Below are 25,716 nucleotides of genomic sequence, written 5' to 3'. Positions count from 1 at the left end.
GCTGACATCATGAACAAAAAGCCTCTGAGCCTGACGCAGATCGTGCTCGCGACTTCGGTCGGCAACGCGCTCGAATGGTTCGATATCGCGATCTATGCGTTTTTCGCGGTGTATATCGCGAAGAACTTCTTCCCGGCCGCGAACGAGACGGCGTCGATGCTGCTCACGTTCGGCTCGTTCGGCGCGTCCTATCTCGTGCGCCCGATCGGCGGCATGGTGCTCGGCGCTTACGCGGACAAGCGCGGACGCAAGGCGGCGCTGATGATGTCGGTGGGCCTGATGATGATCGGCACGGCGATCATCGCGGTGATTCCGCCTTATGCATCGATCGGGCTGGTCGCGCCGGCGGGCGTATTCATCGCGCGGCTGATTCAAGGCTTCTCCGCGGGCGGCGAATTCGGTCCTTCGACGGCGATGCTGATCGAGCACGCACCCGACCGGCGCGGCCTGCTCGCGAGCTGGCAATTCGCGACGCAAGGGCTTGCGACCTTGCTCGCGTCGCTGTTCGGCTTCGCGCTCGCCAAGCTGATGCCCGCCACGGACCTGGCCGCGTGGGGCTGGCGCATTCCGTTCTTCTTCGGCTTGCTGATCGGGCCGGCGGGCTTGTTCCTGCGCCGCTATCTCGAAGACGCGACCGACTACACGGAAGCCGAGCACACGGCGACGCCGGTCCGCGATGTCTTCGCGCGGCAGAAGACCTTGCTGCTGATTTCGATCGGCGCGCTGACGGTGTCGACGGCGGTGAACTATCTGCTGCAGTACGTGCCGACGTTCGCGATCCGCGAGCTGCAGCTGGACGCATCGACCGGTTTCGCGGCGAGCATGGTCGCAGGGTTCATGCTGACGTTCGTGACACCGTTCGCGGGCCATCTCTCCGACAAGATCGGCCGCGTGAAGCAGATGTCGACGGCGGCGTTGCTGTTGTTCGTGACGGGCTATCCGGCGTTCGCGTATGTCGTGTCGCATGTGTCGGTGCCCGCGCTGTTTGCGCTCGTCGCGTGGCTGGCGCTGCTCAAGGCGATCTATTTTGGCGCGCTGCCGGCGCTGATGTCGGAGATTTTTCCGGTGTCGACGCGCGCGACCGGCATGTCGATCGGCTACAACATCGGCGTGACGGTGTTCGGCGGTTTCACGCCCGCGATCATCATCTGGCTGCTGAGCTCGACCGGCAGCAAGGCGGCGCCGAGCTTCTACATGATGTTCACGGCGGTGATCAGCCTCGCGGCGCTGGCGGCGGTGAGCCGGGGCAAGGGCGGAACGAGGGAGATGCGCGTCGCGGCGTGATGGTGCGCGTCGGGGCGGGCTGGAACGTCGGTGACGCTTCGGAAGGGATAAAGGGCGCGACAGCGCTCTTTGTCCGTTTGTCCGCCAGGATGACGTCAACGCCTTCGAACCTGAAGGTCAATGGCCATGCCGCGAGCGTTCCAGACCGTGAAGCCGCCGATCAAGAACAATTCAACGGTTGAAATACCTGAGGCAGCCGTCAAGCGATGTGAGGTTTAGGCGCAGGAATTCGCCCATTGTCGCGGCGCAGCGGTGATTTTCCCGCGTCACCCTGTGAGAAAAAATCGACCGATTCCCACGTTTCCCCCTATGTCTCGCGTCCCTTGCGCGATGGTCTACTCACCTCACCGGTTGACCACACTCGTGCGCTACGCCTGGAGGAGACATGAACGTTGCAGAAACGCAGTCCGTCGAGCGATCGGCGATCAGGAAAGTGTCGTGGCGGCTCGTGCCGTTCGTCGCGCTGATGTTCTTCATCAACTTTCTCGACCGGACCGCGATTTCCTTCGCCGGACCGAACGGGATGACCAAGGATCTCGGCCTCACCGCCGCGCAGTTCGGCCTCGCGGCGGGCGTGTTCTTCATCGGCTATATCGTGCTGGAAATTCCCAGCAATCTCGCGCTGCACAAGTTCGGCGCGCGCCGCTGGCTCGCGCGCATCATGGTGACGTGGGGCATCGTCGCGCTGCTCTTCACGTGGGTCAGCAGCATCGGGGGCCTCTATACGCTGCGCTTTCTGCTGGGCGTCGCGGAAGCGGGCTTCTTTCCCGGCGCGATTCTCTTCCTCAGCATGTGGGTGCCGGCGAAGCATCGCAGCCATATCCTCGCGCTCTTCTATCTCGCGCAGCCGCTCACGATCGTCATCGGCGCGCCGCTCGCCGCGCTCCTGATCGAAGCGCACGGCCTCTTCGGTCTCGCCGGCTGGCGCATCATGTTCTTCGGCGTCGCGGTGCCGGCGATTCTCGTCGGCGTGATCGCGTGGTTCTATCTGACCGACAGACCCGCCGACGCCAAATGGCTCACGCCCGCCGAACGCGACTGGCTCGTCACGCGCCTCGAAGAAGAGGACCGCGCGAAGGGCGCATCGGGCGCGCGGGGCCACGGCAATCCGATGGCCGCGCTGATGAGCGGACGCGTGTGGTTGTTCGCGCTGATGTACTTCGGCCTGATCTATGGGCTCTATGCGCTGGCGTTCTTCCTGCCGACGATCATCGGTGGCTTCGAAACGCGCTTCGGCACGCACTTCAACGTGTTCCAGAAGGGCTTGATCACCGCGATTCCCTATCTGCCCGCCGCCTTCGCACTCTTCCTCTGGAGCCGTGATGCGACGAAGCGCGGCGTGCGCTCGTGGCATATCGCGGTGCCCGCGCTGATCGGCGCGGTGAGCGTGCCGCTCGCGCTGCAAATGGGCTCGCCCGCCGCGACCATCGCCGTGATCACCGTGACGGCCTGCGCGATCTTCTCCGCGCTGCCGAATTTCTGGGCGCTGCCGGCGCGCTTCCTGTCGGGCGCCGCGGCGGCCGCGGGCATCGCGCTCATCAACACGGTCGGCAATCTCGCGGGCTTCGTCGCCCCGTATGTCACCGGCATGGCGAAGGACATGACCGGCTCGTATCAGGTGCCGATGCTGATCGTCGGCGCGGTGATGCTGATGTCCGCCGCGCTCGCCTTCGCGATCGGACGCACGAGCCAGGAACGCGCGCCCGACGCCGTCGCGGCGAACGCACATTGAACATTCACCTCACAAAGGAATACTGAAATGAACGAAAAGATCGCGTTGTTCGGCGCGGGCGGCAAGATGGGCGTGCGCCTCTCGAGCAATCTGCTGAAATCGGACTACCGTGTCGCGCACGTTGAGCCGGGCGCGGCCGGACAGAAGCGTCTGAAGGACGAACTGGGCATCGAATGCGTGTCCGCCGATGCCGCGCTCGACGGCGCCGATGTCGTCATCCTCGCCGTGCCCGATACGCTCATCGGCAAGCTGTCGCACGAGATCGCGCCGAAGCTGCCGCCCGGCACGATGGTCATGACACTCGATGCCGCCGCGCCCTTCGCGGGCCATCTTCCGGACCGCAAGGACCTGACGTACTTCGTCGCGCATCCGTGCCATCCGATCATCTTCAACTACGACCTCGACGAAGAATCGCTGCACGATCACTTCGGCGGCGCGCATGCGAAGCAGTCGATCGTCAGCGCGCTGATGCAAGGGCCGGAGGGAGCGTTCGATCTGGGCGAGGCCGTCGCGAAGGTGATCTATGCGCCGATCCTGCGCTCGTATCGTTTGACCGTCGATCAGATGGCGATCCTCGAACCGGGTTTGTCGGAAACGATCTGCGCGACGCTGCTCTACGTGATGCGCGAAGCAATGGACGAGACTATCAAGCGCGGCGTGCCGGAACAGGCCGCGCGCGATTTCCTGCTCGGCCACATGAACATTCTCGGCGCGGTGATCTTCAACGAGATTCCCGGCGCGTTCTCCGATGCCTGCAACAAGGCGATCGAGTTCGGCAAGCCGCGTCTCATGCGCGACGACTGGAAGAACGTGTTCGACCGCGAAGAGATCGCGGAAAGCATTCGGCGGATCACGTAAGCGCGATTGCACCGGCATCATTGAAATCGACTTGTGAGGAACTGACTGTGAGCGAACGCATCCACGCCACTTACTGGCTCGAAACCGGCGTCGACCCGCGCACTGCCGCCGAAACGATCGCGGGCGAGCAGTCGAGCGGCACCTTCATCGCGCTGCCCAACGAGACGCCCGAACTCAAGGCGCGCTCGGGCGCGCGCGTCGAGCGGCTCGAAGTGCTGGACCATAGCGAGGCGCCGAGCCTGGCGGGCGGCGCCGAGTCGAAGTGCTATACGCAATGCACGCTCGAACTGTCGTGGCCGATCGAAAACTTCGGGCCGTCGCTGCCGAATCTGATGTCGACGATCGCGGGCAACCTCTTCGAATTGCGGCAGGTGTCGGGCTTGCGGCTCACGGGCCTGCGCCTGCCCGATTCGTTCGCGAAGGCGTATCCGGGGCCCGCGTTCGGCATCGAAGGCACACGCAAGCTGTCGGGCGTGCAGCACGGGCCGCTCATCGGCACGATCATCAAGCCGAGCGTCGGATTGTCGCCGCACGAAACCGCGGAGCAGGTGAAGGCGCTGGTGGCGGGCGGCATCGACTTCATCAAGGACGACGAATTGCAGGCCGACGGCTCGCATTGCCCGTTCGACGAACGCGTGCGCGCGGTGATGCGCGTCGTGAACGATCACGCCGAGCGCACCGGCAAGAAGGTGATGGTCGCGTTCAACGTGACGGGCGACCTCGATCAGATGAAGCGCCGTCACGATCTCGTGCTCGAACAGGGCGGCACCTGCGTGATGGCGGTGCTCAATTCGATCGGGCTCGTCGGCATGCACGAGTTGCGCAAGCATAGCCAGTTGCCGATTCACGCGCATCGCGCCGGCTGGGGCTACCTGACGCGCAGCGAAGCGCTCGGCTGGGACTACGCGCCGTGGCAGATGTTGTGGCGTCTCGCGGGCGCGGATCATCTGCACGTGAACGGCTTGCGCAACAAGTTCAGCGAGTCCGATGAAAGCGTGATCGCGGCGGCGCGCGCGGTGCTCTCGCCGGTGATGGAATCGGCGCCGCTGACCGCGATGCCCGTCTTCAGCTCCGGCCAGACGGGTCTGCAAGCCGCCGACACGTATGCGGCGATCGGCTGCGCGGACCTGATCCACACGGCGGGCGGCGGCATCTTCGGGCATCCGGGCGGCGTGGCGGCGGGCGTCGAGGCGCTGCGCGAGGCGTGGGTCGCGGCGATGGAAGGCGTGCCGCTCGCGCGTCATGCCGAACGCAGTCCCGCGTTGAAGGCCGCGCTGGAGTTCTGGAAATGAACGCCCAATGGCCCGACGGCCTTTTGCTCGCGTACTACGGCGACGATTTCACAGGCTCGACCGACGCGATGGAAGCGATGACGGCCGCCGGCGTGCCGACGCTGCTTTGTCTGCAAGCCCCGACGCCCGAGTTGCTCGCGCGCTTTCCCGGCGTGCGCTGCGTGGGACTCGCAGGCTCGTCGCGCGGGCGCAGTCCGCAATGGATGGACGACGAGTTGCCGCGCGCCTTCGCGAATCTCGCCGCACTGGGCGCGCCGATCCTGCAATACAAGGTTTGCTCGACTTTCGATTCATCGCCGCAGACGGGTTCGATCGGACGCGCGACCGATATCGGCGTGACGCACATGCGCGGCGCGTGGTCGCCGATGATCGTCGGCGCGCCGCGCCTGAAGCGCTATCAGGCGTTCGGCAATCTGTTCGCGGCGGTGGAGGGAGAAGGCTATCGGCTGGACCGTCATCCGACGATGTCGCGCCATCCCGTCACGCCGATGGACGAAGCGGACCTGCGCGTGCATCTGGCGCGTCAGACCCGGCGCGAGATCGGGCTCATCGACTTCGTGCAGCTTCGTTCGGATCAGGCGCATGAACGCCTGAACGCGTTGATGCGAAAAGACACGCCCGTGGTTCTGATCGACGTCCTCGACGAAGAAACGCTCGCCGCCGCCGGCAAGCTCGTCTGGGAAGCGCGTGGCGAGGGCGTGTTCACCGCATCGTCGTCGGGATTGCAATATGCGCTCGCCGCGCACTGGCGCGCGTGCGGGCTCGTGCCGCAGACACCCGGTCTGCCCGTCGCGAATGCGGTCGATGTGATCGCGGCCGTCAGCGGAAGCTGTTCGCCGGTGACCGCGGGACAGATCCGCTGGGCGCGCGACAACGGCTTTTGCGTCGAGCGTCTGGACCTGCGCCGCGCCCTCGATGCGCCATCGCGCGAAGCCGAGATCGAGCGCGTCGTCGGCATCGCGGGGCAAGCCGTGCGCGACGGCCGAAGCCCGCTGATATTCAGCGCCGAAGGCCCCGACGATCCCGCCGTGCTCGCCTTCGACGATATCGCCACAGAAGCCGCGCTGAGCCGTGCCGATGCCGCGCGCCGCGTCGGCGAAACGCTCGCCGAGGTGATGCGCCGGCTGCTCGATCGCACGCCGTTGCGCCGCGTCGTCGTGGCGGGCGGCGACAGTTCGGGCGAAGTCGCGGGCAAGCTCGGCATCACGGCGCTGAGCGTCGCGGCGGGCATGGCGCCGGGCGCGCCGCTGTGCCGCGCATGGTCCGACGATCCCGCCCGCGACGGCCTCGAAATCGTGCTGAAAGGCGGCCAGATCGGCGGCGTGTCGTTCTTCGGGAGCGTGCGCGACGGCGTGGCCTGAGCGCGTCTCACGCCTCCAGAAACGCCGTCATTTCCTTCAGGCTTTCGCTCATCTCTTCGATCAGCCAGCGTTCGAGCTGCGCGACATCGGCATGGGCGCGCAGATGCGGCGCGACCCATAGCACGAGCTCGCGCGGCCCCGGCGCGAAGCCGAACGGCGCGACGAGCTTGCCGGACACGAGATCGTTCATGACGAGCATTTGCGGCACGAGCGCGACGCCGAGCCCGCACACGGCCGCCTGGATCAGCAGATAGAAATGGTCGTAGACGTCCGCGCTTGCGCCTGACACGGGCGCGAGGTTCGTCGCGCGATACCAGTCTTCCCATGCCTCGGGACGCGTGCGCGTGGACAGCAGTTTCGCGCGCGCGAGACCGGCGGGCGCGGCGAGCCGGATCGACTGCGCATACACGGGCGAGCAGACCGGCCCGATCCATTCGTCGATGAGCTTGCGCGTGATCGCGTCCTTCGGCGGCTCGATCGTGTTCGCGCGAATCGCGACGCTGATCTTGTCGCGCACGAAATCGATCTGGTCGTAGTTCATGTTGAACTTGAGCTCGGTCTGCGGATAGCGCCGATGAAACCCCGCGATGCGCGGAATCAGCCAGTTCATCATGATGGTCGCGGAGCACGACAGCGTGAGCGGCTCGGGCTTCAGTTGCTCGATACTCGCATCAATGAGACCGAACGCGGTCGTGAGGCCTTCGGCGAGGCGCTTGCCTTCGGGCGTCGGATCGGACGACTGCGCCGAGCGCACGAGCAGCGTGAGGCCGAGCGTGTCCTCCAGCGCCTTCACCTGCCGGCTGATCGCGCCGTGCGTGACGCTTAGTTCCTGCGCGGCGAGCGTCATGCTGCGCAGACGCGCCACGGCTTCGAACGCGCGCAGGGCGTTCAGCGACGGACGCGGGGTGTGCATGGGTCTCCTCCCTTCATCTTTTCGACACCGGCGATGATTGAGCGATTATTGCGCCGCGCGATATGGCGACGTCGATTGTAGACCGCGCCCGGCGTCGTCGAGGCGGTTTGTATCGCACTGTATCCGCGTCTTTCGCGGACACACGTCGATTCATTATCGATATAAGCCGGATACGTCGCGCCGTTCTAATACCTCCAAGCCCGAACGATCCGAAACACACGGCGGACCGGCAAGCGGGCCTTCCATCACAAACTCTGGAGGTCAATCATGAAAGTCATTCAATCGCTGATCGTCGCTGCCGCTGTCGCGCTTCCGGCTTTCTCGTTCGCACAGTCGAACCAGCCGATTACCCGTGCGGACGTGCGCGCGCAACTCGTCGAATTGCAAAAGGCGGGCTACAACCCCGCAAGCGACCAGACGCAGTATCCGCAAAATATTCAGGCGGCGCAGGCGCGCGTCGATGCGGCCAAGGGCCTGACGGCTTACGGCGCGTCGGTGAGCGGCGGCTATGCGTCCGGCGCGCGTTCGGCGGAATCGACCGTCATCGGCCTCGGCCCGGTTTTCGCGAAACCGTAAGCGTGCGGCTGCGCGAGTCTTCGAGCCCGGACGGATCATCCATCCGGGCTCGATGCGCTTTTTGGAATCACGCGGCGGGTCTCGATTATCGTGCAGGCGATACACTTCCCGCTGCGAAATACCCTGTTTTGACGTCACGTGACGCGCCGCCCCTTATAGAAGCGGCGAAAATCGGTATCATTCCTTTCCGCCACGCGCGGATTCCACAGAATGTAACAACGTATCGCAGTTCTATTGAGTGCGACGCCACTGATTTTCGAGGCGCTTATGCCCACAGACGTAGATAACATCACCGACGAACAGATCGCATCGATCGCCGATCGCCTGTCCGAAGAAGGCCGCAAGGTTTCCCCCGTGTCCGTTTGGACCGAGGCGAAAAGCGGTTCGATCGTCGCCATTGCTGCCGGTCTGCAGCGATGGCGTGACGCGCGTCAACCGGACATGCCGGCGCATCAGCCGTCGACCGGACTTCCCGACGACCTTGCCGAGACGCTCGTGAACGTGGCGCGCCGGCTCTGGACCGTGTCGCGCGACGAAACCGAACGGCTGTCCGGCCAGCGCCTTTCCTCCGTGAGCCAGCGGCTTTCGATCGCGCTCGCCGAACGCGACGAGGCGCTCGCCGAGTTCGAGAAGAGCGGCGACGAATCCGCGCGCAACCGCCAGCAAATGACGGAAATGCTGAGCGCGTTGCGTGCGTCGGAAGACTCGGTCGCGCGCTTGCGCGAAGAGGTCGCGGCGGCCACGGGGCGCGCGCAGACCGCCGAGGCGCGCGTCGAGGAAGCGGCGCAGCGTGCGTCGATGGAGCAATCGGAACGGGAAGCGCTGAAGGCGTCGCTCGACGAAGAGCGGACCGCGAAGGAAGCACTGAACGCGGCGCTTGCGGGCAAGGACGAAGAGATCGCGCGCATTGCCCAGGAGCGCGACGCGCTGCGGCAGGCGCACGACGAAGCGCGCGCGCTGGTGTCGGGCAAGGACGAGGAACTCGCGCATATCGGCAGCGAGCGCGACGAGGCGCGGCGGCAGCACGATCAGTTGCGTGCGGCGCTCGCGGGCAAGGACCAAGAGATTGCGCGCATCGCCGCGGAGCGCGATCAGGCGTTGCAGCAGCACGAGCAAGTGAAGACGTCGCTCACGGGCCGGGACGAAGAGCTGGCGCGCATCGCCGAGGAGCGTGATCGTTCGCGTCAGGATCATGCGGAACTGCACGCGCTGATGTCGGACAAGGACGAAGCGCTCGCGCGTATCACCGAAGAGCGCGACCGGGCGCGGCAGGAGCACGAAGCGCTGAGCCTCGCATCGCAGGAGAAATCGGCTGAAGCCGAACGCCTGTCGCAGGATGTGAACGCGTCGCAGTCGCGCGCGCAAGCCATCGAGGCGCAGCTGAACGACAGCCTCTCCCGCGCGGCCGCACTCGAAGCCGAGTTGAACGAGGCGCGCGGCGCGCTCGCCAGCGAGCGTGACAGCACGGCCGCGCGCAACGCGGAACTCGCCGCACAGCGCGATCACGTGAACCGCGTGAGCGGCGAGCTTGACGAGGCCCGCAAGCGCATCAGCCTGTTGATGGAAGAAAAAGCCGAGCAGGGCGCCGAGCTCGCGCGCGTGTCGAACGATGTCAACGCATTGCGCGAACGCGCCGAGTCCGCGGAGAAAAACGCGACCGATCTCGCGAAGCGTTTCGTCGAGAAGGAGCAGGGCGACGAGTCCGAGCTCGCTTCGTTGCAGCGCCAGATTTCGGCGCAGGCGAACGCGCATTCGAAGGCGTACGACGACCTTCGCGCCAACGCCGAGCAATGGGTGACCTACGCGAAGGATTTGCGCCAGCGCCTCGACGTGGCCAACGAGAAGATCCTCTTCATCGATGCCCGCAGCACCGGCGAAGTCGCGCTGATGCGCAGGCTCGCGGTCGAACTGGAGCGCTTGAAGCCGGATCACGAACTCGTGCTTCGCGAGGCGCAGCAAAAGCTGATCGGCGACAAGATGGCGCAACAGCTCGCGCAAAAGGGCTATCGCTACGATCCGGCCACGGCGGTGATGTCGAAGATCGAATCATGACGCTCATGTGACGATGGAAACGCGGACCCTCACCGTGACGATCGATCGCGACTGGCGCGAGCTCTACGACGCCGTCTGGCGTCCGGAAGTCTTCCCGACGTGGGCGTCGGGGCTCGCGCATTCGGCGCTCGAAGACCGGGTCGATCACTGGCGCGCCCGCGGCCCCGCGGGCGACGTGATCATCCGCTTCACGGGGCACAATGCGTTCGGCATCATGGATCATCGCGTCTGCCTGCCGAACGGCGATGAAGTCTACGTTCCGTTGCGTATCTATCAGAACGGCGCGGGCGCGGAGGTGGCGCTCACGCTGTTCCGTCAACCCGGCATGTCGGATGACACATTCGCCGCCGATGCCGACTGGGTCCGCCGCGACCTCGCCTCACTCGCCGCGCGCTACGCGAAGCCCTGACTTAGCGCTTGAAAGCACGGCGCGGCGCGTCTAGGCTTTTCGAAGGTCCGCCACTTGCAAGCGGACCATTCAATCGCGCGAGGCCGACATGATCGCGAACGCTGCGCCATTCGATACCGAACTGACCCGTGTGCTCGGTTGCCGCTATCCGATCCTCTCCGCGGGCATGGGCGGGCCCGCGCGTGCCGAACTCGCATCGGCGGTGTCGAATGCGGGCGGCTTCGGCCTGCTCGGCATGGTGCGCGAATCGCCGGAGACGATCGCGAGCGAAGTCGCCGCGGTGTGCGCCGCGACGGACCGGCCATTCGGCGTCAATCTGATTCCGGCGCGCACGAAGCCCGAGCTGCTCGCCGCCGAACTCGACGCATGCCTCGAACTGCGCGTGCCCGCGATGTGCTTCTTCTGGGACGTGGTCCCCGATATCGTCGCGCGCGTGAAAGACAGCGGCGCGCTCGTGCTGTATCAGGTCGGCTCGCTCGAAGATGCGTTGCGCGCGGAAAAAGCGGGCGCGGACGTGATCATCGCGCAAGGCGTCGAGGCAGGCGGGCACGTGCGCGGCTCGACCGGCATCATGACGCTGCTGCCTGAGATCGCGGCGCACTTGCGCGTGCCGGTGGCGGCGTCCGGCGGCATCGCGACGGGCGCGGGCCTCGTCGCCGCGCTCGCGCTGGGTGCGAGCGGCATCCATTGCGGCACGGTCTTTCTGACGACGCACGAATCCTATGCCCACGACTATCACAAGCAACGCGTGATCGACGCACGCGCGGGCGACACGGTCCACACCGATATCTACGCGATCAACTGGCCCGCCGGCTCGCCGGTGCGCGTGCTCGCGAACAGCGTGACGGATGCGGCGAGCGCTCATCTGTTCGGCAACGATCCGTATGCGCTGCCGCGAGAGGTCATCGCGCACGACGAATGGGGACCGGTCGACAAGTACAGCACGATCTCTCCGCTGCGCTCGACGACCGGCGACCTGGAGAAGATGGCGCTGTTCGCCGGGGAATCGTCCGCGCTCGTGAACGAGCGGATGTCGGCGGGTGAAGTCGTCGAGCGTCTGATGCGCGAAGCGGACGAGACGCTCGATGCACTGCTGGCGCGGCGCGTGAAGAACGCGGACATCGGCGGCGGATCATGATTCGAGCATTGCCTTCTCCCGCGTGCCGACAAGCTATCATGTGCGCATTGCAAACATGCCGCACGGGCGGGAGAACCTTATGGCTGGACCTCAGGAAAGCGTCAGCATGGCGGTGTTCTGCGATTTCGAGAACGTCGCGCTCGGCGTTCGCGATGCGAAGTACGAGAAGTTCGATATCAAACCCGTGCTCGAGCGCCTGCTGCTGAAGGGAAGCATCGTCGTCAAGAAAGCCTATTGCGACTGGGATCGCTACAAGGGCTTCAAGGCGGCGATGCACGAGGCCAGCTTCGAGATGATCGAGATTCCGCACGTGCGCCAGTCGGGCAAGAATTCGGCCGATATCCGCCTCGTCGTCGATGCACTCGATCTCTGCTACACGAAATCGCATGTCGATACCTTCGTCATCATCAGCGGCGATTCCGACTTCTCGCCGCTCGTCTCGAAGCTGCGCGAGAACGCGAAGAAAGTGATCGGCGTGGGCGTGAAGCAGTCGACGTCCGATCTGCTCGTCGCGAACTGCGATGAATTCATCTTCTACGACGACCTCGTGCGCGAGCAGCAACGCGCGATGGCCAAGCGCGAGGCACGCGAGACGAAGCGCGCGCCGGAAGAAGAGCGGCAGCCGAAGCAGGAAATGGAATCGCGCAAGTCGCAGGCCATCGCGATCGCGGTCGAAACCTTCGAGGCGCTGGCATCGGAGCGCGGCGAAAGCGGCAAGATCTGGGCATCGGTGCTCAAGAGCGCGATCAAGCGGCGCAAGCCGGGCTTCAGCGAAACGCAATACGGTTTCCGGGCGTTCGGCAATCTGCTCGATGAAGCGCAGTCGCGTGGCTTGCTGGAAGTCGGCCGCGACGATAAATCCGGCGCGTTCGTGTTCCGCTCCACGCAGACGTCGGCGGTCGATGCGAGGCCAGCCGAAGCGCCGGTCGCCGCAAGAGAAAAGGAAGCGGGCGGGAACGGCAAGCGCAGGGAGAAGCGAGGCAAACGAAAGCCTGCGCCGGAGCCTTTGACCGCTGTGCAGGAAGCACCCGAATCGCACGAATCGCGCGAAGCATGGGCGCCGGTCGAGCTGGAGATGCACGAGCCGCAAGCCGCGCCCGCGCCTGAGCCCGCGCCCGCGCCCGCGCCCGCGCCCGCGCCTGAGCCTGAGCCTGAGCCTGAGCCTGCATTCGTGCCCGCACCCGCGCCGAAGAAAACCTCCGCGCCGCGCCGCGCGCGTAAGACAGCGGCCAAGGCGAGCGCAGAGCCCGCGGCGGAAGGCGTGTCTGAACCGGTTGCCGAAACCGAAGCGGTGAAGCCGCCGCGCAAGTCGTCGCGCGCGAGCCGTTCCCGCAAGGCGGTCGACAAGCCAGGCGAGCAGTAAGCCGGTCGAATCACGGCCGGACGCGGCTCAACCCGGATGCCGCTCCGCCGCCACCGATTCCGTTTCGCGAGCCTGCGCCGCCGCGTGCTCCTCGGCGCGCCAGCGCTGCCGCGAGCGATACATCGTGGCCACCGCGAAACGCGCCATCTTCACCCAGCCCGAGTGACGCGGGTCGGCGAGCATGCTGAGCGCACGCGCGTAGTCGAGCGTGAGGCCGGGCGTCCAGGCCATCGTCGCGGCGCGTTTTCTCACTTGCGCCGCGACCCACAGCTCGGGCGTCGTCATGATCCGCACGAGCGGCTTCCATCCGTCGCCCTTGCCCCACGCACGCGCGGACGCGCCCTCGATCGCCGCTTCCAGCGCGCGCGCCACGGAGCTCGAACAGTTGCGGTACGTGAGGTTGTACGTCGTATCGCGACGATAGTTCTCCCAAAAGCGCTGAAGCCGCGCGGGATCGTAGTTGCGGATGCGGACCTGTTGCGTCGACGGGCACCATGCCTGCGATTCCGTCGCGTAGTCGGGCTGAAAGAAGCCGGGCACGTCGTTGTCGCGTGTCGCGCGCAGCGTGCGGGCGAAGTCGTTCGGCGAACGGTCGATCTCGACCGCCGGATACAGGCTGATATACACGCCTTCGGGCGTCTCCAGCGCCGCATGGCCGGTGGAAATGGTGCCGTTCCTGTCGACGGCGGCGATATAGCGATCGACGATCAACTGCCGCCTCGGCTGCGACTTCGCCGTGCCGAGCGGCGTCCACACGTGCACGGTCAGCGCGGCTTCATTGGGCCCGGGCGGGCCGTCCCATACTGCGCCGGCGAATGGCGACTCGGCGGGCTTCGTCTCTTCCTGCACGGCCGCATTCGCCGCGCCCTCGACCGCCGGATTCGCGGCCATGCGCCGCACGCGCGCGGCGAGCAGGATCATGTTCCAGCCGCCGAAGAAGAGCCCGAACGCGACGCAATACGCGACGGTGCCCGCATAGTGATCCGGATAAGGCTGATAGAAGAAGATCGCGATGGCGATTTCGAGCACGCCGCCCGCCGTCGCGAGCCGCCATCTGCGGTAGCGGACCACGCGCGCCGCGACGATCTGCAATGCGCCATCGACCAGAAAAAGCGTGCCGAAGATGAGCGACAGCACGAAGTTGCCGTGCTCGCCGCCGAACAAGACAAGCAGCGCCGACAGACAGAACGTGGCGCCTTTCACGTAGCGGAGCTTGCGCTGTCCGCCCATGCCGGTCCACGCGACGGTCAGTGTGGCGAGCCCTTCGAGCAGCATCATCAGCGCGAAGGGGATGATGGGGAAATAGAGCGAACCGTCGAGCGCGTCGGTGAAGATGACGGCGCCGAGCGCGATGCTGAGCAACCCGAGCGTCATCACCGAGCGCCAGCGGGAGCGCAGATAGTCGACGCCCAGGAGAATCATCACGAGACGAACCATCGTTTCCTCCGTTTCATCATTCGATGCCTTGTGCGGGATCAGGCGCAGTCACACACTATATAAGGCATTTGAACGACGCAGCGGTAACTACTGAAGCGGTTCGATCGGCACCTATTACGCAGATGAATGCGCGCGGCCGTCGAACGCATGACAGCCGCGACCTGCTTCGGCTTCGATTCGTACACGGAATGGCTCGCGCCCGGAATGACCGTCATGTGGCTATGGGCGCGCTCGTAGTACCAGCGTTCCAGCTCCGGATTGATGATCAGCTGCCGAAGTACGGCTGGCAGAAGTCGATCGGACCGACGCACGTGTTCTTCATCGCGGCATGCTTCGATACGCCCGCTTTGCCCGATGCGCTCGTGCCCGCTTGCGCGCCGCCATAGCCTTGCGCGGCGACCTTTGCTTCCGCTTTCTGGATGTCGGCGGGATAGTACGGATCGCTCGCGATCGCGGGGTTATAGCCCGCCTTCTCGACAGCGACCAGATCGGCGCGGACCTGTGCGCGCGTGACGGGACCGTTCGATTGCGCGAAAGCGAGCGCGGGGGCGGCGAGCGTAGCGGCGACGAGGGTGAGGCTGACGAGATACTTTTTCATGATCGAACTCCTGGTGGATGTATTGGATAACTGATCTGGTATCCGAACTAAAGGGTCTTGTCCGGTTTCCCTTGTCAAGGTCGTTGGTCGTTGCTTGTGTCTCGACCTTGACGACACTCTATAAGCCGGAAAGCGCCGCGGCTACACCTACGAAGGAGCGTGCTTGCACCCGCCATCGGTGTGTCGGATAAACGTTCGCATGGCTTTGCGTCGAATGCCTGGCCGTGCGGCTGCATCGCATCCCACGCGCGGATGAGCCGGCTAATGCGCGCGGCGTATGCGATCAGACGAAGGTGTTAGCGGTTCGCTGCGACCTAAACCTTGATATAGGTTGACTCAACCATTAGGCGGTGTCGTCAACCGTATGTACGGCTAGGCGGGCGTTTTCCGTTTGATTAACTTGGAGTCGTCGCGATGCCGTTCTGCGATCGGCGCCACGCCGAAGCACTGGCAGACGATCCACGCAATTCATCGACAAGGAGCCGAACATGGCTGAAGCCGCAATCGCCCTCGATCCGTGGGCGCGAACTATCTTTCAATTGACGTCGCTGAGTGGCGGCGTGAGCTTCGAGGCGCGGTCGCTCCGGCGTCCTTTCACGCAAGCGGATGACAGCCGCGTCGCGGTGAAGCTGATCGAGCGTCCGTCGACGACGACCGTGACGATCGAATGGCGCGACTCGACGCGCTGCTGCTACGGCGATCAGGTCTGGCGTGCGATGCGCGCGCGCACGACAGGCGTCTGCGCGATGAGCGGGGGCGCGATTCGTCCCGGCGATCATGTCTATGCGCCCAATCCGCGGCCCGTTCCGAGCAATGCGGGCGCGATGATTCTGGCCTCCGTGCTCGATCAGACGACGCCGTTGTGAGGCAGCGCGGAGGCGCGCACAGCTAAAGTTTTGCCGCGGTTTGCCGATAGCGCATGGGTCACGATGCAAAGCGCTCCGATACGGCATGGCCCGAAGCCGGATCGGAGCGCCGGAAGAACAGTCGCAAAAGACTGAAACGAAAAACAAGAGAGAGTGGGCCGATGACCGGTGTCTATAACCCGCTGCTGGTCTGCCTGTCACTGGTGGTCGCGTTTCTCGCGTCCTACACGGCGATGGAGTTGTCCGGTGGCCTGAATGCGCTCGCGAGCGCGAAACGCCGGCCGCTGTGGCTTGCGGGCGGCGCCGTATCGATGGGCGTCGGCATCTGGTCGATGCACTTCATCGGCATGCTCGCGTTCTCGCTGCCGATCGCCATCGGCTACGATTTCACGACGACGGCTGCGTCGCTGGTGCTCGCGGTCGGCGTGTCGTTCATCGCGCTCGCCACGGCCAGCCGGGGTGCATTGTCCAGGCTGCGCCTCGTGATGGCAGGCACGATCATGGGCCTCGGCGTCGCCGCCATGCACTTCACCGGCATGCAGGCGATGCAGATGTCGCCGGGTATCGACTACACCGTCTGGAAGCTCGTGCTTTCGGTCGCCGTCGCGATCGTAGCGTCGATGGCGGCGCTCTGGCTTGCCTTCACGCTGCGCGCGTCGGATGTGGAGAACCTCGTCATCAAACGGCTTGGCGCGGCGTTCATCATGGCGATCGCGATCACCGGCATGCACTATCTCGGCATGAACGCGGCCAACTTCGCCGCCGACAGCCTGTGTCTCGCCGACGCAAAGCTCGATGCCAACTGGCTCGCGCTCGCCGTCACCGCGATGTCGTTCACCGTGCTGGTCGGCACACTCGCGTTGCTCGGCTTTCATACGAGCAGCCTGTCCCTCTCGCTCGAGCGTGCGAACCGGCAATTGCATTACCTCGGCACGCACGATGCGCTGACGAATCTGCCGAACCGCCAGCAGCTTTCGTTGCGCATCGCCGAGGCCGTCGCGGAGAGCACGCGCAAAGCGTCGATGTTCGCCGTGCTGTTCATTGATCTCGACGGTTTCAAGTCGATCAACGATTCGCTCGGCCACGGCGTCGGCGATGACTTGCTGCAAGTGTGCGCGGAGCGGCTGCGCCAGGATTTGCGTCATACCGACATGGTCGCGCGGCTCGGCGGCGACGAGTTCGTGATCGTGGTCGAGAACACGCTGGATGCGTCGTCGGCCGCAGCGGTCGCCAATGGTGTGTTGCGGCGTCTTTCTCAGGAGATCGTCGTCAATGGCTTGCCCTTGCGCGTGAGCGCGAGCATCGGCATTGCGTTCCATCCGCGCGATGGCGCCAATGCCGATGAGCTGCTTCACAGCGCCGATGCCGCGATGTACGCCGCGAAGCAAAGCGGGCGCAATACGTTCCGCGAGTTCGAGCCGCGCATGAACCATACCGCGCTCAAGTCGCTGATTCTGCAACGTGACCTGCATCGCGCCTTGATCGAAGATGAACTCAGTCTGTCGTTCCAGCCTAAGTTCAGCGTCGCGACGCAATCGGTGACGGGCGTCGAGGCGCTGATCCGCTGGCATCATCCGGAGCTGGGCGAGATCGCGCCGCTCGAGTTCATTCCGGTCGCGGAACGCTCGGGGCTCATCGTCGAGATCGGCGATTGGGTGTTGCGCGAAGTGTGCCGCAACATCACGTTATGGGACACGCAAGGGTTGCCCGCCATATGCGTATCGGTGAATCTGTCGCCGATCCAGTTCAACGTCCCGGATCTCGTTGCGCATATCGATGCGCTGGTTGGCGCGGCCGATGTCGATCCGTCGCGCCTCATGTTCGAGATCACCGAAACCACGGCGATGCAGAACGTGGAGAAGACAAGCTGCACGATCGAGGCGTTGCAGGCGCGCGGTTATGCCGTGGCCGTCGATGATTTCGGCACCGGCTATTCGAGCCTGGGCTATCTGCAGCGTTTTCGATTCGACCAGATCAAGATCGACGGTTCGTTCGTGCGCGATCTCGATTCCGCCGGCCAGCGCGGCAGCGCGTTGCTGTCCGCGGTGGTGACGCTTGCCCGTGCGTTGCAGATTGAAGTCGTGGCGGAAGGCGTCGAGACGGAGGCGCAGTTTCGCACGCTTGGCGAGCTTGCTTGCGATCAGATGCAGGGGTTCTTGCTGAGCCGGCCGATGCCCGCGGCGGAGGTCGCAGGATTTTTGAGCGGGGCGTTGATGCGGGGTGTCGTGGTGGTCGAAAGGTTGAGAACGGCGCACGCGGCGTGAGGGTTGCCGCGCTCTTTCAGTGATGGCCCTAACGTGCGAACCAGCCACGCCGGATCGGCCACGACAACGCTCGTCGATATAGCCTGACGAGCCTGCGCATCAATGCATCGCCCGCACGCGCCCACAGCGGCGCGACGAGCACATAAGCCACGCACGCGACGCACACGGCGCCTGCCATATCGAGCGGGAAATGCACGCCGATGGCCACCCGCGCCCATGCGACCGCCGCGCCCGCGAGCATGAGCGATAAGCCAGTGCGAACGAGCCCTGCAAGAAGGAACGTCAGCGCGACGCTCGCGAACACGGTTATGTGGTCGCTGGGGAAAGACGAGTCGGCTGCGTGCTCCAGGAACGTATGACCGAGGCCGATCATGAACGGCCTCGGATGCATCCACACCAGACCGATCAACTGGTTCAGGCCGAGCGCGAGAAAGGTGACGCAACATGCGCGCACGGCTGCCGCGCGCTGACGGCCAACGCCGAAAAGCCACATGAGGCAAAGCGTTGCCGGTATCAGATAGATGAGGTCATCGGCGACGGCCAGTGTGACGTCGATCTGCCAACGCGGTGACATGGGGTCTGCGTTGATCATCAGGAACAACGCGCGGTTCAGCGTTTCGAGTTCGTTCATGCGGCGGGGCCCTGGGCCGGAAGTTCGATGCGATCTTATCCGGCGAACCCTTATGAAACCCTTAGCGAGTCTGCATTCCTTCGCGATGCACGATGCCGACGAGCCGCGCATCTAGCCGCTTCGCCAGCGCTTCGCCGCCTTGCTGCATCACGTAATCGTGATTCCATTCGAAGAGCGGGCGCGCGATGGGCGCGAGCAGATTCATCCATCCACGCCCGGTGCGCACGCGCCATTCATATCGCACGATGGTGACGCCATCGCTCGACGAAAAGCGCCAGCACCCGAAGCCATCGACATCGCCGCTCGCAACGCCCTCCAGCAACACGAGCGGTTCGACGCGCGTCACGCGCATGTCGAAGCGCACGCGGTACGGCAAGCGCCCCTTCCACGTATAGCGATGCAGCGCACCGACGCCATCGTCCGCGCCGCTTTCCACTTCGATCACGCGCTCGACGCACGTCCACCATTGCGGCCACGCGGCCGGATCGTGGATCGCGTTCCATACTTGTTCAAGCGGCGCTTCGATCTTCCAGACGGTAACGAACCGATATTCGCTCGCGCGCACGATCATCTCCCCGGCGCTTATTTTCCCTTCGAAATCTGCGCAAGGGCTTCGTCGGTTTCCCAGCCCCCGCCGAGCGCGCGGAACAGGTTGACCTGATCGACCGCGACCTGTCCTTCGGCCGCCGCCACTTGCGCCGCGACGCCCGTGAGCGTGCGCGTCGCATCGAGATCGTTGAGGAAGGACTCGCGGCCCGCGTGATATAGCCGGTTCGTTTCATCGGCCGATTGGATCGCCGATTTGTACGCGGTGCGCAAGGCATCGGCGCGCGTGGTATCGGACGCGTAGGTCGCGAGACTGCTCTGCGTTTCCTGAAGCGCCTTCAGCACGACGCCGTCGAAATGCGCGAGCGCGCCGCTCGTCGCCGCTTCGGCCTGCACCACGCGCGCGCGCTGACCGTTGATCGGGAGGGTCCAGCTGATGAGCGGACCGAACGCCCAGCGGTTCGTTGTCGGGCCGAACAGATCTTCCACGACGCCGACCGATCCCACCGATGCGCCAAAGCTCACCGACGGATACAACGCCGCCGTCGCCACGCCGATGCGCGCCGTCGATGACGCGAGCTGCCGTTCGGCCTGACGTACGTCGGGACGGCGCTTGAGCAGTGCGGCGCCACTGCCGACCGGAATCGGCGCGCGCAGCTTCGGCAATTTATTGCACGCGAGCGCCGCCTTCGGCAAATCCGATGGCGCACGCGCGAGCAGCATCGCGAGGCGATATTGCGCGACGCGGCGGCGCGCGACGAAGCGCGGGATATCGGCGGCGAGCGTGTCGGCCTGCGTCTGTCCGCGCGTGACTTCCGACTGGTTGCCGCGGCCCGCATCGCGCAGACGCTGCGTGAGCTGCACGCGCTGCTTCTGCAGCGCGAGTGACTTGCGCGCGATCTCCAGTTCTTCCGCCGCCGAGCACGATTCGACATACGCGCGCACGACATCCGCGACCACGGTGATGCGCGCGAGATCCTGCGCGGCTTCGACGGCTTCGTCTTCCGCGTTCGCCGCTTCGACGCCGCGCCTCAACTTGCCGAAAAGATCGAATTCATAGGATATCGAAAGATCGAGCGCGCCTTCGTTGACGACCGGAATCTTCTCCGTCAACAGATACTGCTCCGCCGATTCCTGCGCGCGTTGAAACGCCGCCGATGTCTTGCCCGAAAATCCGCCTTGCTTGTTGGCGAATTCCACTTCGGCGCGCGAGCGCGCGAGATTCGCGGCGGCGACGCGCAGATCCGTGTTCGAAGCGAGCGCTTCGGTCACGAGTTGATCGACGACGGGATCGTCATAGAGACGCCACCACTTCGCGGGCACTTCGCCTTGCGTGACGGGCGCCTGATCCGCGCCGTCGATGGCCGCGTTCGCATAGGGCGAGTTGACGGCGGCGTTATCGGGCAGCTTGTAATCGGGGCCCATCGTCGTGCAGCCGAATAGCACGAATGCCGACGAAGCGACGAAGACGAGCGCTTTCATCGCGATGCACCCGATGCGCCCGATATGCTCGAAGTCGGCGCGGGTGCGGACGCGGGCGATGTCTCCGACGCGGCGCGCCTGCCGATTGCCGGTCCGATGCCGCGCACCGAAACCGTCGCCGTGCGGCCCGCGATCATGCGGAAGTCGGCGGGAATTTCATCGAGCGTGACGCGCACGGGAATGCGCTGCGCGAGGCGCACCCAGCTAAACGCGGGATTCACGTTCGGCAGAAGGCTCGGGCTTTGCTGACGGTCGCGATCCTCGATCGCTGCCACAATGCTCTGCACATGTCCGCGCAATACGTTCGGCTCGCCCATCACCTTGATATCGACGGGCTGGCCGATATCAATGCCATGCAGCTTCGTTTCCTCGAAGTAGCCATCGACGCGGAACGAATGCATGTCGACCACCGACAGCACCGCGCGGCCCGCCGCGACATATTCGCCGGTGCGCGGCGCGCGATCGTTCAGATAACCGTCGACGGGACTTACGATCTCCGTGCGTTGCAGATTGAGGCGCGCGGTATCGATGGCGACGTCGGCATCCGCGAGCGCGGCCGTCGCCTGCTCGACGCGCGACTGCGTCTCCTCGACCACTTCGCGCGCGACGAGATTGCCGAGCTTGCGATTGCGCGTATCTTCGCGGCGCGCCTGATCGAGCGTCGCGCGGCGCTGCTGCGCGGTGGCCTGCGCGTTACGCAACGCAAGCGCATAGCGCGCCTGATCGATCACGAACAGCACGTCGCCTTTTTTGACCTGCTGATTGTCGATGACCCTCACTTCGGTGATGAGGCCGGACACGTCGGGCGCGACCTGGATCACATCGGCGCGCACGTGGCCGTCGCGCGTCCACGGCGCGAACATGTAGTAGTCGACGAGCTTCCACAACACGACCGCCGCAATCGCGACGACGATGAGCGTAAGCAGGATCTGCCCGACAGAGAACCAGGTTTTTTTCACGAGATGAGCCGCTGCGAAACGATGACGACAACTCCCAGCACCAGCACATAGATGCCGAGATCGAAAATGGAGCGATGCCACACGAAGCGATAGAAGCCGAGGCGCGCGAGCACGTTGCGGATCACGAAATTCACGAGATACGCGATGAACATCAGCATCAGCACGGCGGGAACGAACACGCCGAGAACGTCGATTTCGCCGATCATGTCAGGCGTTCCGATGGAAGATGAATGACGCGGATCATGCCGGCTCCTCGCGCGGCGGCGTGCCGCTGGCAGGTTCGGCGTGCGTTTGCGTCGCGGGCGGATGCAGCGACAGGCGCATGCCGGTGAGCGCATGCAGCGTGTCGCGCAGCCATTTCTCCGCGACGACATCCTGCGACTGGGCCATCGCGCGCGCAGCGACTCGCGCGCTCGATGCATCGATGCTGCGGATAAGCGCGGACGGCACCGGCTGACGCGCGCGCCGCGCGATGCAGAGCTCGAAGTAACGGCGCAATGCGTCGAGCACCTCGTCGACGGAGCTCTGCAATTCAGCCGGCAGCTTGCGGCGCGTGCGGCGCAGATCGAGCGCATTCAACGCGACGCGGAAATCGCGAAAGCTTTCGATCGACGGATGACGATGCGAGTCCGTTGCCGCATGGCGCGGCAGGAGCTGCATCAGACGATCGAGCATGCGCGCGTAGAGATTGCGCTGATCGTCGATCACTTCCGCCGACGATGCGCTCAGCACGATATCCGCCCACGCCGAACGCGTGAGTCTTTCGGCGGCCAGCTCCGCGCCGAACGGCCGCGTTGCGCGTGTCCAGAGAAAAGCGAAGAGCAGGCCCGCGACGCCCGCGAGATTGCTGTTGACGAACACGAAGAAGTCGGCTTCGTAGGCGCTCTGAATGCTGATGAACGTCGCCGTGTTGACCGCGACGAGCATCGTGACCAGACTGAAGCGCGGGTTTGTCGTCAGCGTGCCGATGATGAGAAACGGCCCGGCGAAAATCAGCACGAGCATCGGGAAATCATGCACGTTCGGCAGCACGACGAACACGTACAGCCCGGCGATCACGACGCTCATGCACGTCGCGACGAAGAACTTGAAGACCTGCGGCGCGGGCTCGTCGAGCGCGGCGAAGAAACAGCACGAGATGGCGGCGAGGCTCACGGCGCCGGCGCCGTCGTTCCAGCCCGATTGAATCCACAGCGCGCACGCGACGATGATCGCGGTGACTGCAACGCCCGTCGAAAACAGCATCATGCCGCGATCGAAGAAGCGCGCGGTGCCGCCGAGACGCCAGTGCCTGAAATGCGGACGCCACTCGCTCGTTTCGTTGAGAATGGCCGCGCGCAAGGCCCGGATGTCCTGCCAGACGTCGATGACCTGGCCGAGACGCCACAGCGCATTCGAAAGCAGCGCGCCGTCGGCGCTCGCGAGCGCTTCGACGGAAGGACGCATCGCGTGGATGCGTTTGCGCAGTGCATCGGGCTCTGGCTCGTTGCCGACATCCGTTTCCGGACTCGGCATGGGCAAGCCGACCCACGCGGCGACATCCTTGAGCAGCGTTTCGAGTCCTTCCGGATGCTTGCCGTGCTCGGCGATGAGCTCGATCAACGGATCGGCCATCGATGAGATCAGCGGCAGAAAGATCTGCATGCGCCCCTGCAATGCCCGCGCGCGGCGGATGATGTCGGGTCGCGTGTGATCGTAGGTCAGTTGACTCAGCAAGAGTTCGAGGCCGTTGACCGTCGCCGCGAGCCGCTGCCGCGCCGCCGAAATCGACGCGCCGGCAATGTGGCCCGAAAGCGTTTCACAGGCGTAGAAGGCGGCATCGCGAAACCATGCGTCCGTTCGTACGATGAGCGTCGGCGCGAGACGGCTCGGAAACACCGCGCTGCCGACGACGCTCGCCACCACGATGCCGAGCAGAATCTCTTGCGTGCGGGTGATCGCGAGATCGAATACCGTTGCCGGATTGGTGACGGACGGCAGCGCGATCAACGGCAGCGTGTAGCCCGCGAGCAGAAAGACATAGCTGCGCGCGCTGCGGTCGAACATCGAGAGAAAGAGCAGGGTGCCTGTCCACAGCGCGACGATCACGCTGAAGAGAATCGGCGATTCGACGAACGGCGGCACGATGAGCACTGCGCCTGCCGCGCCGATCATCGTGCCGAGCGCGCGATAAAGCGCCTTTGAGCGCGTTGCGCCGACGAACGGATTCGACACGATATAGACGGTCGCCATGGCCCAGTACGGACGCGGCAATTCGAGCGCGAGGCCGATATAGAGCGCGATCATCGCGGCAGCGAAGGTCTTGGCGGAAAAGAGCCACTCGCGCGCGGAAGGGAATTGCATGGCGCTACGCTCCGCGCTTTCCGGCGGACCGGACCGGCTTCGGCGCTTCGCCGACTGCTTCGAGCGCGGCGAGCAGTTTCGCGTCCGGCGACGCGCTGAACGCATTGAGCACGCGCAGCGTCGTTTCCAGGTCTTCGCGGCTCACGCCCTTCAAAAGCCGCGCGCGCAGCGTGACGAGACGCTCTTCCATGCGCGCGGTGACGGCGCGGCCTTCATCGGTGAGCGTGATGGTCTTCGCGCGCTTGTCCTCGGGATCTTCGTCGCGGCGCACGAGACCGGCCCCGCACAACTGATCGAGCAGCCGCACGAGCGACGGCCCTTCGATGCCGACATGCTCCGCGAGCGTCACCTGCCGCACGGCCTCGCCGAGCCGGTTCGCCGTGAGCAGCGGCACCGCGCACGCTTCCGACACGCCGTAGGACGCGAGCACGCCGTGACTCGTGCGGCGCCAGCGGCGCGCGGCCAGCACGAGCGAGCTGCTCACGGAGCGGCGCAGGATATCGAGTTGGGTCATGCGGCGGAATTATAGCGAGATGGTTATTCGTTAGCATGCTATCGAAGAGAAACTTTTCTTTCAGTTTCATCCTGTTGAAAGGTGGGGCTGACTTTTGCTGATGCGGGCGCAACAGCGGCCCGTAACGCGCCTGATGCTGCATTTGCAACGCGCGGAAACGGCAAATTGTCGTGCTATCTTTTCGGCTCGACCTTCCCGCGCGCGCCGCCATGCCGATCAGCTATCTCCGAGGCCTGACCTCGCCCAGCCGTACCGATACTTCGAACCGGCGCCTCGGCTGCGCGCTCGCCTTCGTCGCGGGCGCGGCGAATGCCGGCGGCTTTCTCGCGGTGGGGCAGTACACGTCGCATATGTCGGGGCTCGTGTCCTCGATCGCCGATAACCTCGTGCTCGGCCAGGTGGCGTTCGTCTTCTCCGCGATCGGCGCGGTCGGCGCATTTCTCGGCGGCGCTGCGACATCGGCGGTGCTCATCAACTGGGGACGGCAGCGGCGCGCGCATAGCGTGTTCGCCACGCCGCTGTTGCTCGAAGCCGGGCTGCTGCTCGTGTTCGGCGTGCTCGGCGCGAATCTCGAAACCCATCGCGTGTGGGACGTGCCGCTGACCGTTGCGCTTTTGTGCTTCGTAATGGGCTTGCAAAACGCGATGATCACGAAAATATCGAAGGCCGAGATCAGGACGACGCACGTGACGGGGCTCGTTACGGATATCGGCATCGAGATCGGCAAGAGTCTTTACTGGAACCGCGGCATCGCGCGGAGCGACGCCGGTTATGTGCGCGCGAATCACGCGCGGCTCGGGCTCCTGAGTTCCTTGTTCGCGATGTTCATGCTCGGCGGCTTCGCGGGCGCGATCGGTTTCGCGCATCTCGGTTTCGCGACGACCGTGCCGCTTGCCGCAATGCTTCTGTTGTTCGCCTCCGTGCCGCTCGCCGATGATCTCGCTGCGGGCAGGCGTCGCGCGCGGGATTAAGCGTCTTGCGCACCCTCCGCGACGATCCAGTCGCGAAACAACCGCATGCCCCGGCGAAAGGCGCCGCGACTTGAGCCACGCGCAACGCATTCAGGGGAAGATGAGGGCGCATGGCTCATAAGATTCT

The 25,716-nt window shown here is 64.9% G+C and carries 23 protein-coding genes and 1 pseudogene; 13 read left to right on the top strand and 11 right to left on the bottom strand.

Annotated features, from left to right (window positions below):
* The first annotated feature begins 6 nt into the window (after positions 1–6).
* From AWB75_RS18950 to oiaK, 5 genes are all read left to right on the top strand, one after another.
* The gene (locus AWB75_RS18950) at positions 7–1,284 is read left to right on the top strand and encodes an MFS transporter (protein WP_061125617.1); all 1,278 of its coding nucleotides are present in this window, start codon (positions 7–9) and stop codon (positions 1,282–1,284) included.
* 385 nt (positions 1,285–1,669) lie between these two features.
* Positions 1,670–3,016: an MFS transporter gene (locus AWB75_RS18945; protein WP_061125616.1), complete on the top strand. Its 1,347-nt coding sequence runs from the start codon at positions 1,670–1,672 to the stop codon at positions 3,014–3,016.
* A gap of 27 nt (positions 3,017–3,043) precedes the next feature.
* Positions 3,044–3,874 (top strand): phosphogluconate dehydrogenase C-terminal domain-containing protein, encoded by an 831-nt coding sequence (locus AWB75_RS18940; RefSeq protein ID WP_061125615.1) that lies wholly within the window; start codon positions 3,044–3,046, stop codon positions 3,872–3,874.
* A gap of 47 nt (positions 3,875–3,921) precedes the next feature.
* Positions 3,922–5,166, top strand: coding sequence for a ribulose-bisphosphate carboxylase large subunit family protein (locus AWB75_RS18935; protein WP_061125614.1), 1,245 nt, complete (start codon positions 3,922–3,924; stop codon positions 5,164–5,166).
* Positions 5,163–6,527, top strand: coding sequence for a 3-oxo-isoapionate kinase OiaK (gene oiaK / locus AWB75_RS18930; protein WP_061125613.1), 1,365 nt, complete (start codon positions 5,163–5,165; stop codon positions 6,525–6,527). The genes AWB75_RS18935 and oiaK overlap by 4 nt, the downstream gene beginning before the upstream one ends.
* A 7-nt stretch (positions 6,528–6,534) precedes the next feature.
* On the opposite strand, the gene AWB75_RS18925 is transcribed toward oiaK, so the two are convergent.
* Positions 6,535–7,440, bottom strand: a complete 906-nt coding sequence (locus AWB75_RS18925) for a LysR substrate-binding domain-containing protein (RefSeq protein WP_061125612.1) — start codon at positions 7,438–7,440, stop codon at positions 6,535–6,537.
* Between the two features lie 267 nt (positions 7,441–7,707).
* On the opposite strand from AWB75_RS18925, the gene AWB75_RS18920 reads away from it, so the two are divergent.
* From AWB75_RS18920 to AWB75_RS18900, 5 genes are all read left to right on the top strand, one after another.
* Positions 7,708–8,016 carry a DUF4148 domain-containing protein gene (locus AWB75_RS18920; RefSeq protein ID WP_061125611.1) on the top strand — a complete coding sequence of 103 codons (309 nt, stop codon included), beginning with the start codon at positions 7,708–7,710 and terminating at the stop codon, positions 8,014–8,016.
* A gap of 267 nt (positions 8,017–8,283) precedes the next feature.
* Entirely contained in the window at positions 8,284–10,068 is a 1,785-nt protein-coding gene (locus AWB75_RS18915; protein WP_061125610.1) for a DNA-binding protein, read from the top strand.
* A gap of 13 nt (positions 10,069–10,081) precedes the next feature.
* A complete protein-coding gene (locus AWB75_RS18910) occupies positions 10,082–10,477 on the top strand; it encodes an SRPBCC family protein (RefSeq protein WP_061125609.1) in 396 nt (131 codons plus the stop codon).
* An 88-nt stretch (positions 10,478–10,565) separates the two neighbouring features.
* Positions 10,566–11,615 carry an NAD(P)H-dependent flavin oxidoreductase gene (locus tag AWB75_RS18905; RefSeq protein ID WP_061125608.1) on the top strand — a complete coding sequence of 350 codons (1,050 nt, stop codon included), beginning with the start codon at positions 10,566–10,568 and terminating at the stop codon, positions 11,613–11,615.
* 79 nt (positions 11,616–11,694) lie between these two features.
* A complete protein-coding gene (locus tag AWB75_RS18900) occupies positions 11,695–12,978 on the top strand; it encodes an NYN domain-containing protein (protein ID WP_061125607.1) in 1,284 nt (427 codons plus the stop codon).
* 27 nt (positions 12,979–13,005) lie between these two features.
* Here the strand turns inward: AWB75_RS18900 and AWB75_RS18895 are convergent, their stop codons facing one another.
* From AWB75_RS18895 to AWB75_RS18885, 3 genes and pseudogenes are all read right to left on the bottom strand, one after another.
* Complete coding sequence (locus tag AWB75_RS18895) at positions 13,006–14,415, bottom strand: HdeD family acid-resistance protein (RefSeq protein WP_061125606.1); 1,410 nt, start codon at positions 14,413–14,415, stop codon at positions 13,006–13,008.
* A 134-nt stretch (positions 14,416–14,549) separates the two neighbouring features.
* A pseudogene (locus AWB75_RS38585) lies at positions 14,550–14,681 on the bottom strand (alpha/beta hydrolase); the annotation flags it as partial.
* A complete protein-coding gene (locus AWB75_RS18885; protein WP_061125605.1) occupies positions 14,681–15,013 on the bottom strand; it encodes a DUF4148 domain-containing protein in 333 nt (110 codons plus the stop codon). The pseudogene AWB75_RS38585 and the gene AWB75_RS18885, both read right to left, overlap by 1 nt.
* A gap of 488 nt (positions 15,014–15,501) precedes the next feature.
* Between AWB75_RS18885 and AWB75_RS18880 the strand changes: the two genes are divergently transcribed.
* Positions 15,502–15,879: a DUF3331 domain-containing protein gene (locus AWB75_RS18880; RefSeq protein ID WP_061125604.1), complete on the top strand. Its 378-nt coding sequence runs from the start codon at positions 15,502–15,504 to the stop codon at positions 15,877–15,879.
* A 161-nt stretch (positions 15,880–16,040) separates the two neighbouring features.
* Complete coding sequence (locus tag AWB75_RS18875; RefSeq protein ID WP_061125603.1) at positions 16,041–18,143, top strand: putative bifunctional diguanylate cyclase/phosphodiesterase; 2,103 nt, start codon at positions 16,041–16,043, stop codon at positions 18,141–18,143.
* Positions 18,144–18,171: 28 nt separating this feature from the next.
* Here the strand turns inward: AWB75_RS18875 and AWB75_RS18870 are convergent, their stop codons facing one another.
* The 7 genes from AWB75_RS18870 to AWB75_RS18840 all read right to left on the bottom strand — a co-directional run bounded on the left by AWB75_RS18870 (position 18,172) and on the right by AWB75_RS18840 (position 24,618).
* Positions 18,172–18,774: a phosphatase PAP2 family protein gene (locus AWB75_RS18870; protein WP_061125602.1), complete on the bottom strand. Its 603-nt coding sequence runs from the start codon at positions 18,772–18,774 to the stop codon at positions 18,172–18,174.
* Positions 18,775–18,835: 61 nt separating this feature from the next.
* The gene (locus tag AWB75_RS18865) at positions 18,836–19,339 is read right to left on the bottom strand and encodes an SRPBCC family protein (RefSeq protein WP_061125636.1); all 504 of its coding nucleotides are present in this window, start codon (positions 19,337–19,339) and stop codon (positions 18,836–18,838) included.
* A 17-nt stretch (positions 19,340–19,356) separates the two neighbouring features.
* Positions 19,357–20,802: an efflux transporter outer membrane subunit gene (locus AWB75_RS18860; protein WP_061125601.1), complete on the bottom strand. Its 1,446-nt coding sequence runs from the start codon at positions 20,800–20,802 to the stop codon at positions 19,357–19,359.
* Positions 20,799–21,761: an efflux RND transporter periplasmic adaptor subunit gene (locus tag AWB75_RS18855; RefSeq protein ID WP_061125600.1), complete on the bottom strand. Its 963-nt coding sequence runs from the start codon at positions 21,759–21,761 to the stop codon at positions 20,799–20,801. The genes AWB75_RS18860 and AWB75_RS18855 overlap by 4 nt, the downstream gene beginning before the upstream one ends.
* Positions 21,758–21,967, bottom strand: coding sequence for a DUF1656 domain-containing protein (locus AWB75_RS18850; protein WP_061125599.1), 210 nt, complete (start codon positions 21,965–21,967; stop codon positions 21,758–21,760). Before AWB75_RS18850 ends, AWB75_RS18855 begins: the two co-directional genes overlap by 4 nt.
* 34 nt (positions 21,968–22,001) lie before the next feature.
* Entirely contained in the window at positions 22,002–24,104 is a 2,103-nt protein-coding gene (locus tag AWB75_RS18845; protein WP_061125598.1) for an FUSC family protein, read from the bottom strand.
* 4 nt (positions 24,105–24,108) lie between these two features.
* Positions 24,109–24,618 carry a MarR family winged helix-turn-helix transcriptional regulator gene (locus AWB75_RS18840; protein WP_061125597.1) on the bottom strand — a complete coding sequence of 170 codons (510 nt, stop codon included), beginning with the start codon at positions 24,616–24,618 and terminating at the stop codon, positions 24,109–24,111.
* Positions 24,619–24,827: 209 nt separating this feature from the next.
* Between AWB75_RS18840 and AWB75_RS18835 the strand changes: the two genes are divergently transcribed.
* A complete protein-coding gene (locus AWB75_RS18835) occupies positions 24,828–25,589 on the top strand; it encodes a YoaK family protein (RefSeq protein ID WP_061125596.1) in 762 nt (253 codons plus the stop codon).
* The last annotated feature ends 127 nt before the right edge of the window (positions 25,590–25,716 follow it).

It is taken from the genome of Caballeronia catudaia, assembly GCF_001544755.2.
Taxonomy (GTDB): Bacteria; Pseudomonadota; Gammaproteobacteria; order Burkholderiales; family Burkholderiaceae; genus Caballeronia; species Caballeronia catudaia.
The sequence above is the reverse complement of the archived record's forward strand: the minus strand, read 5'-3'. Positions and strand labels throughout refer to the sequence as shown.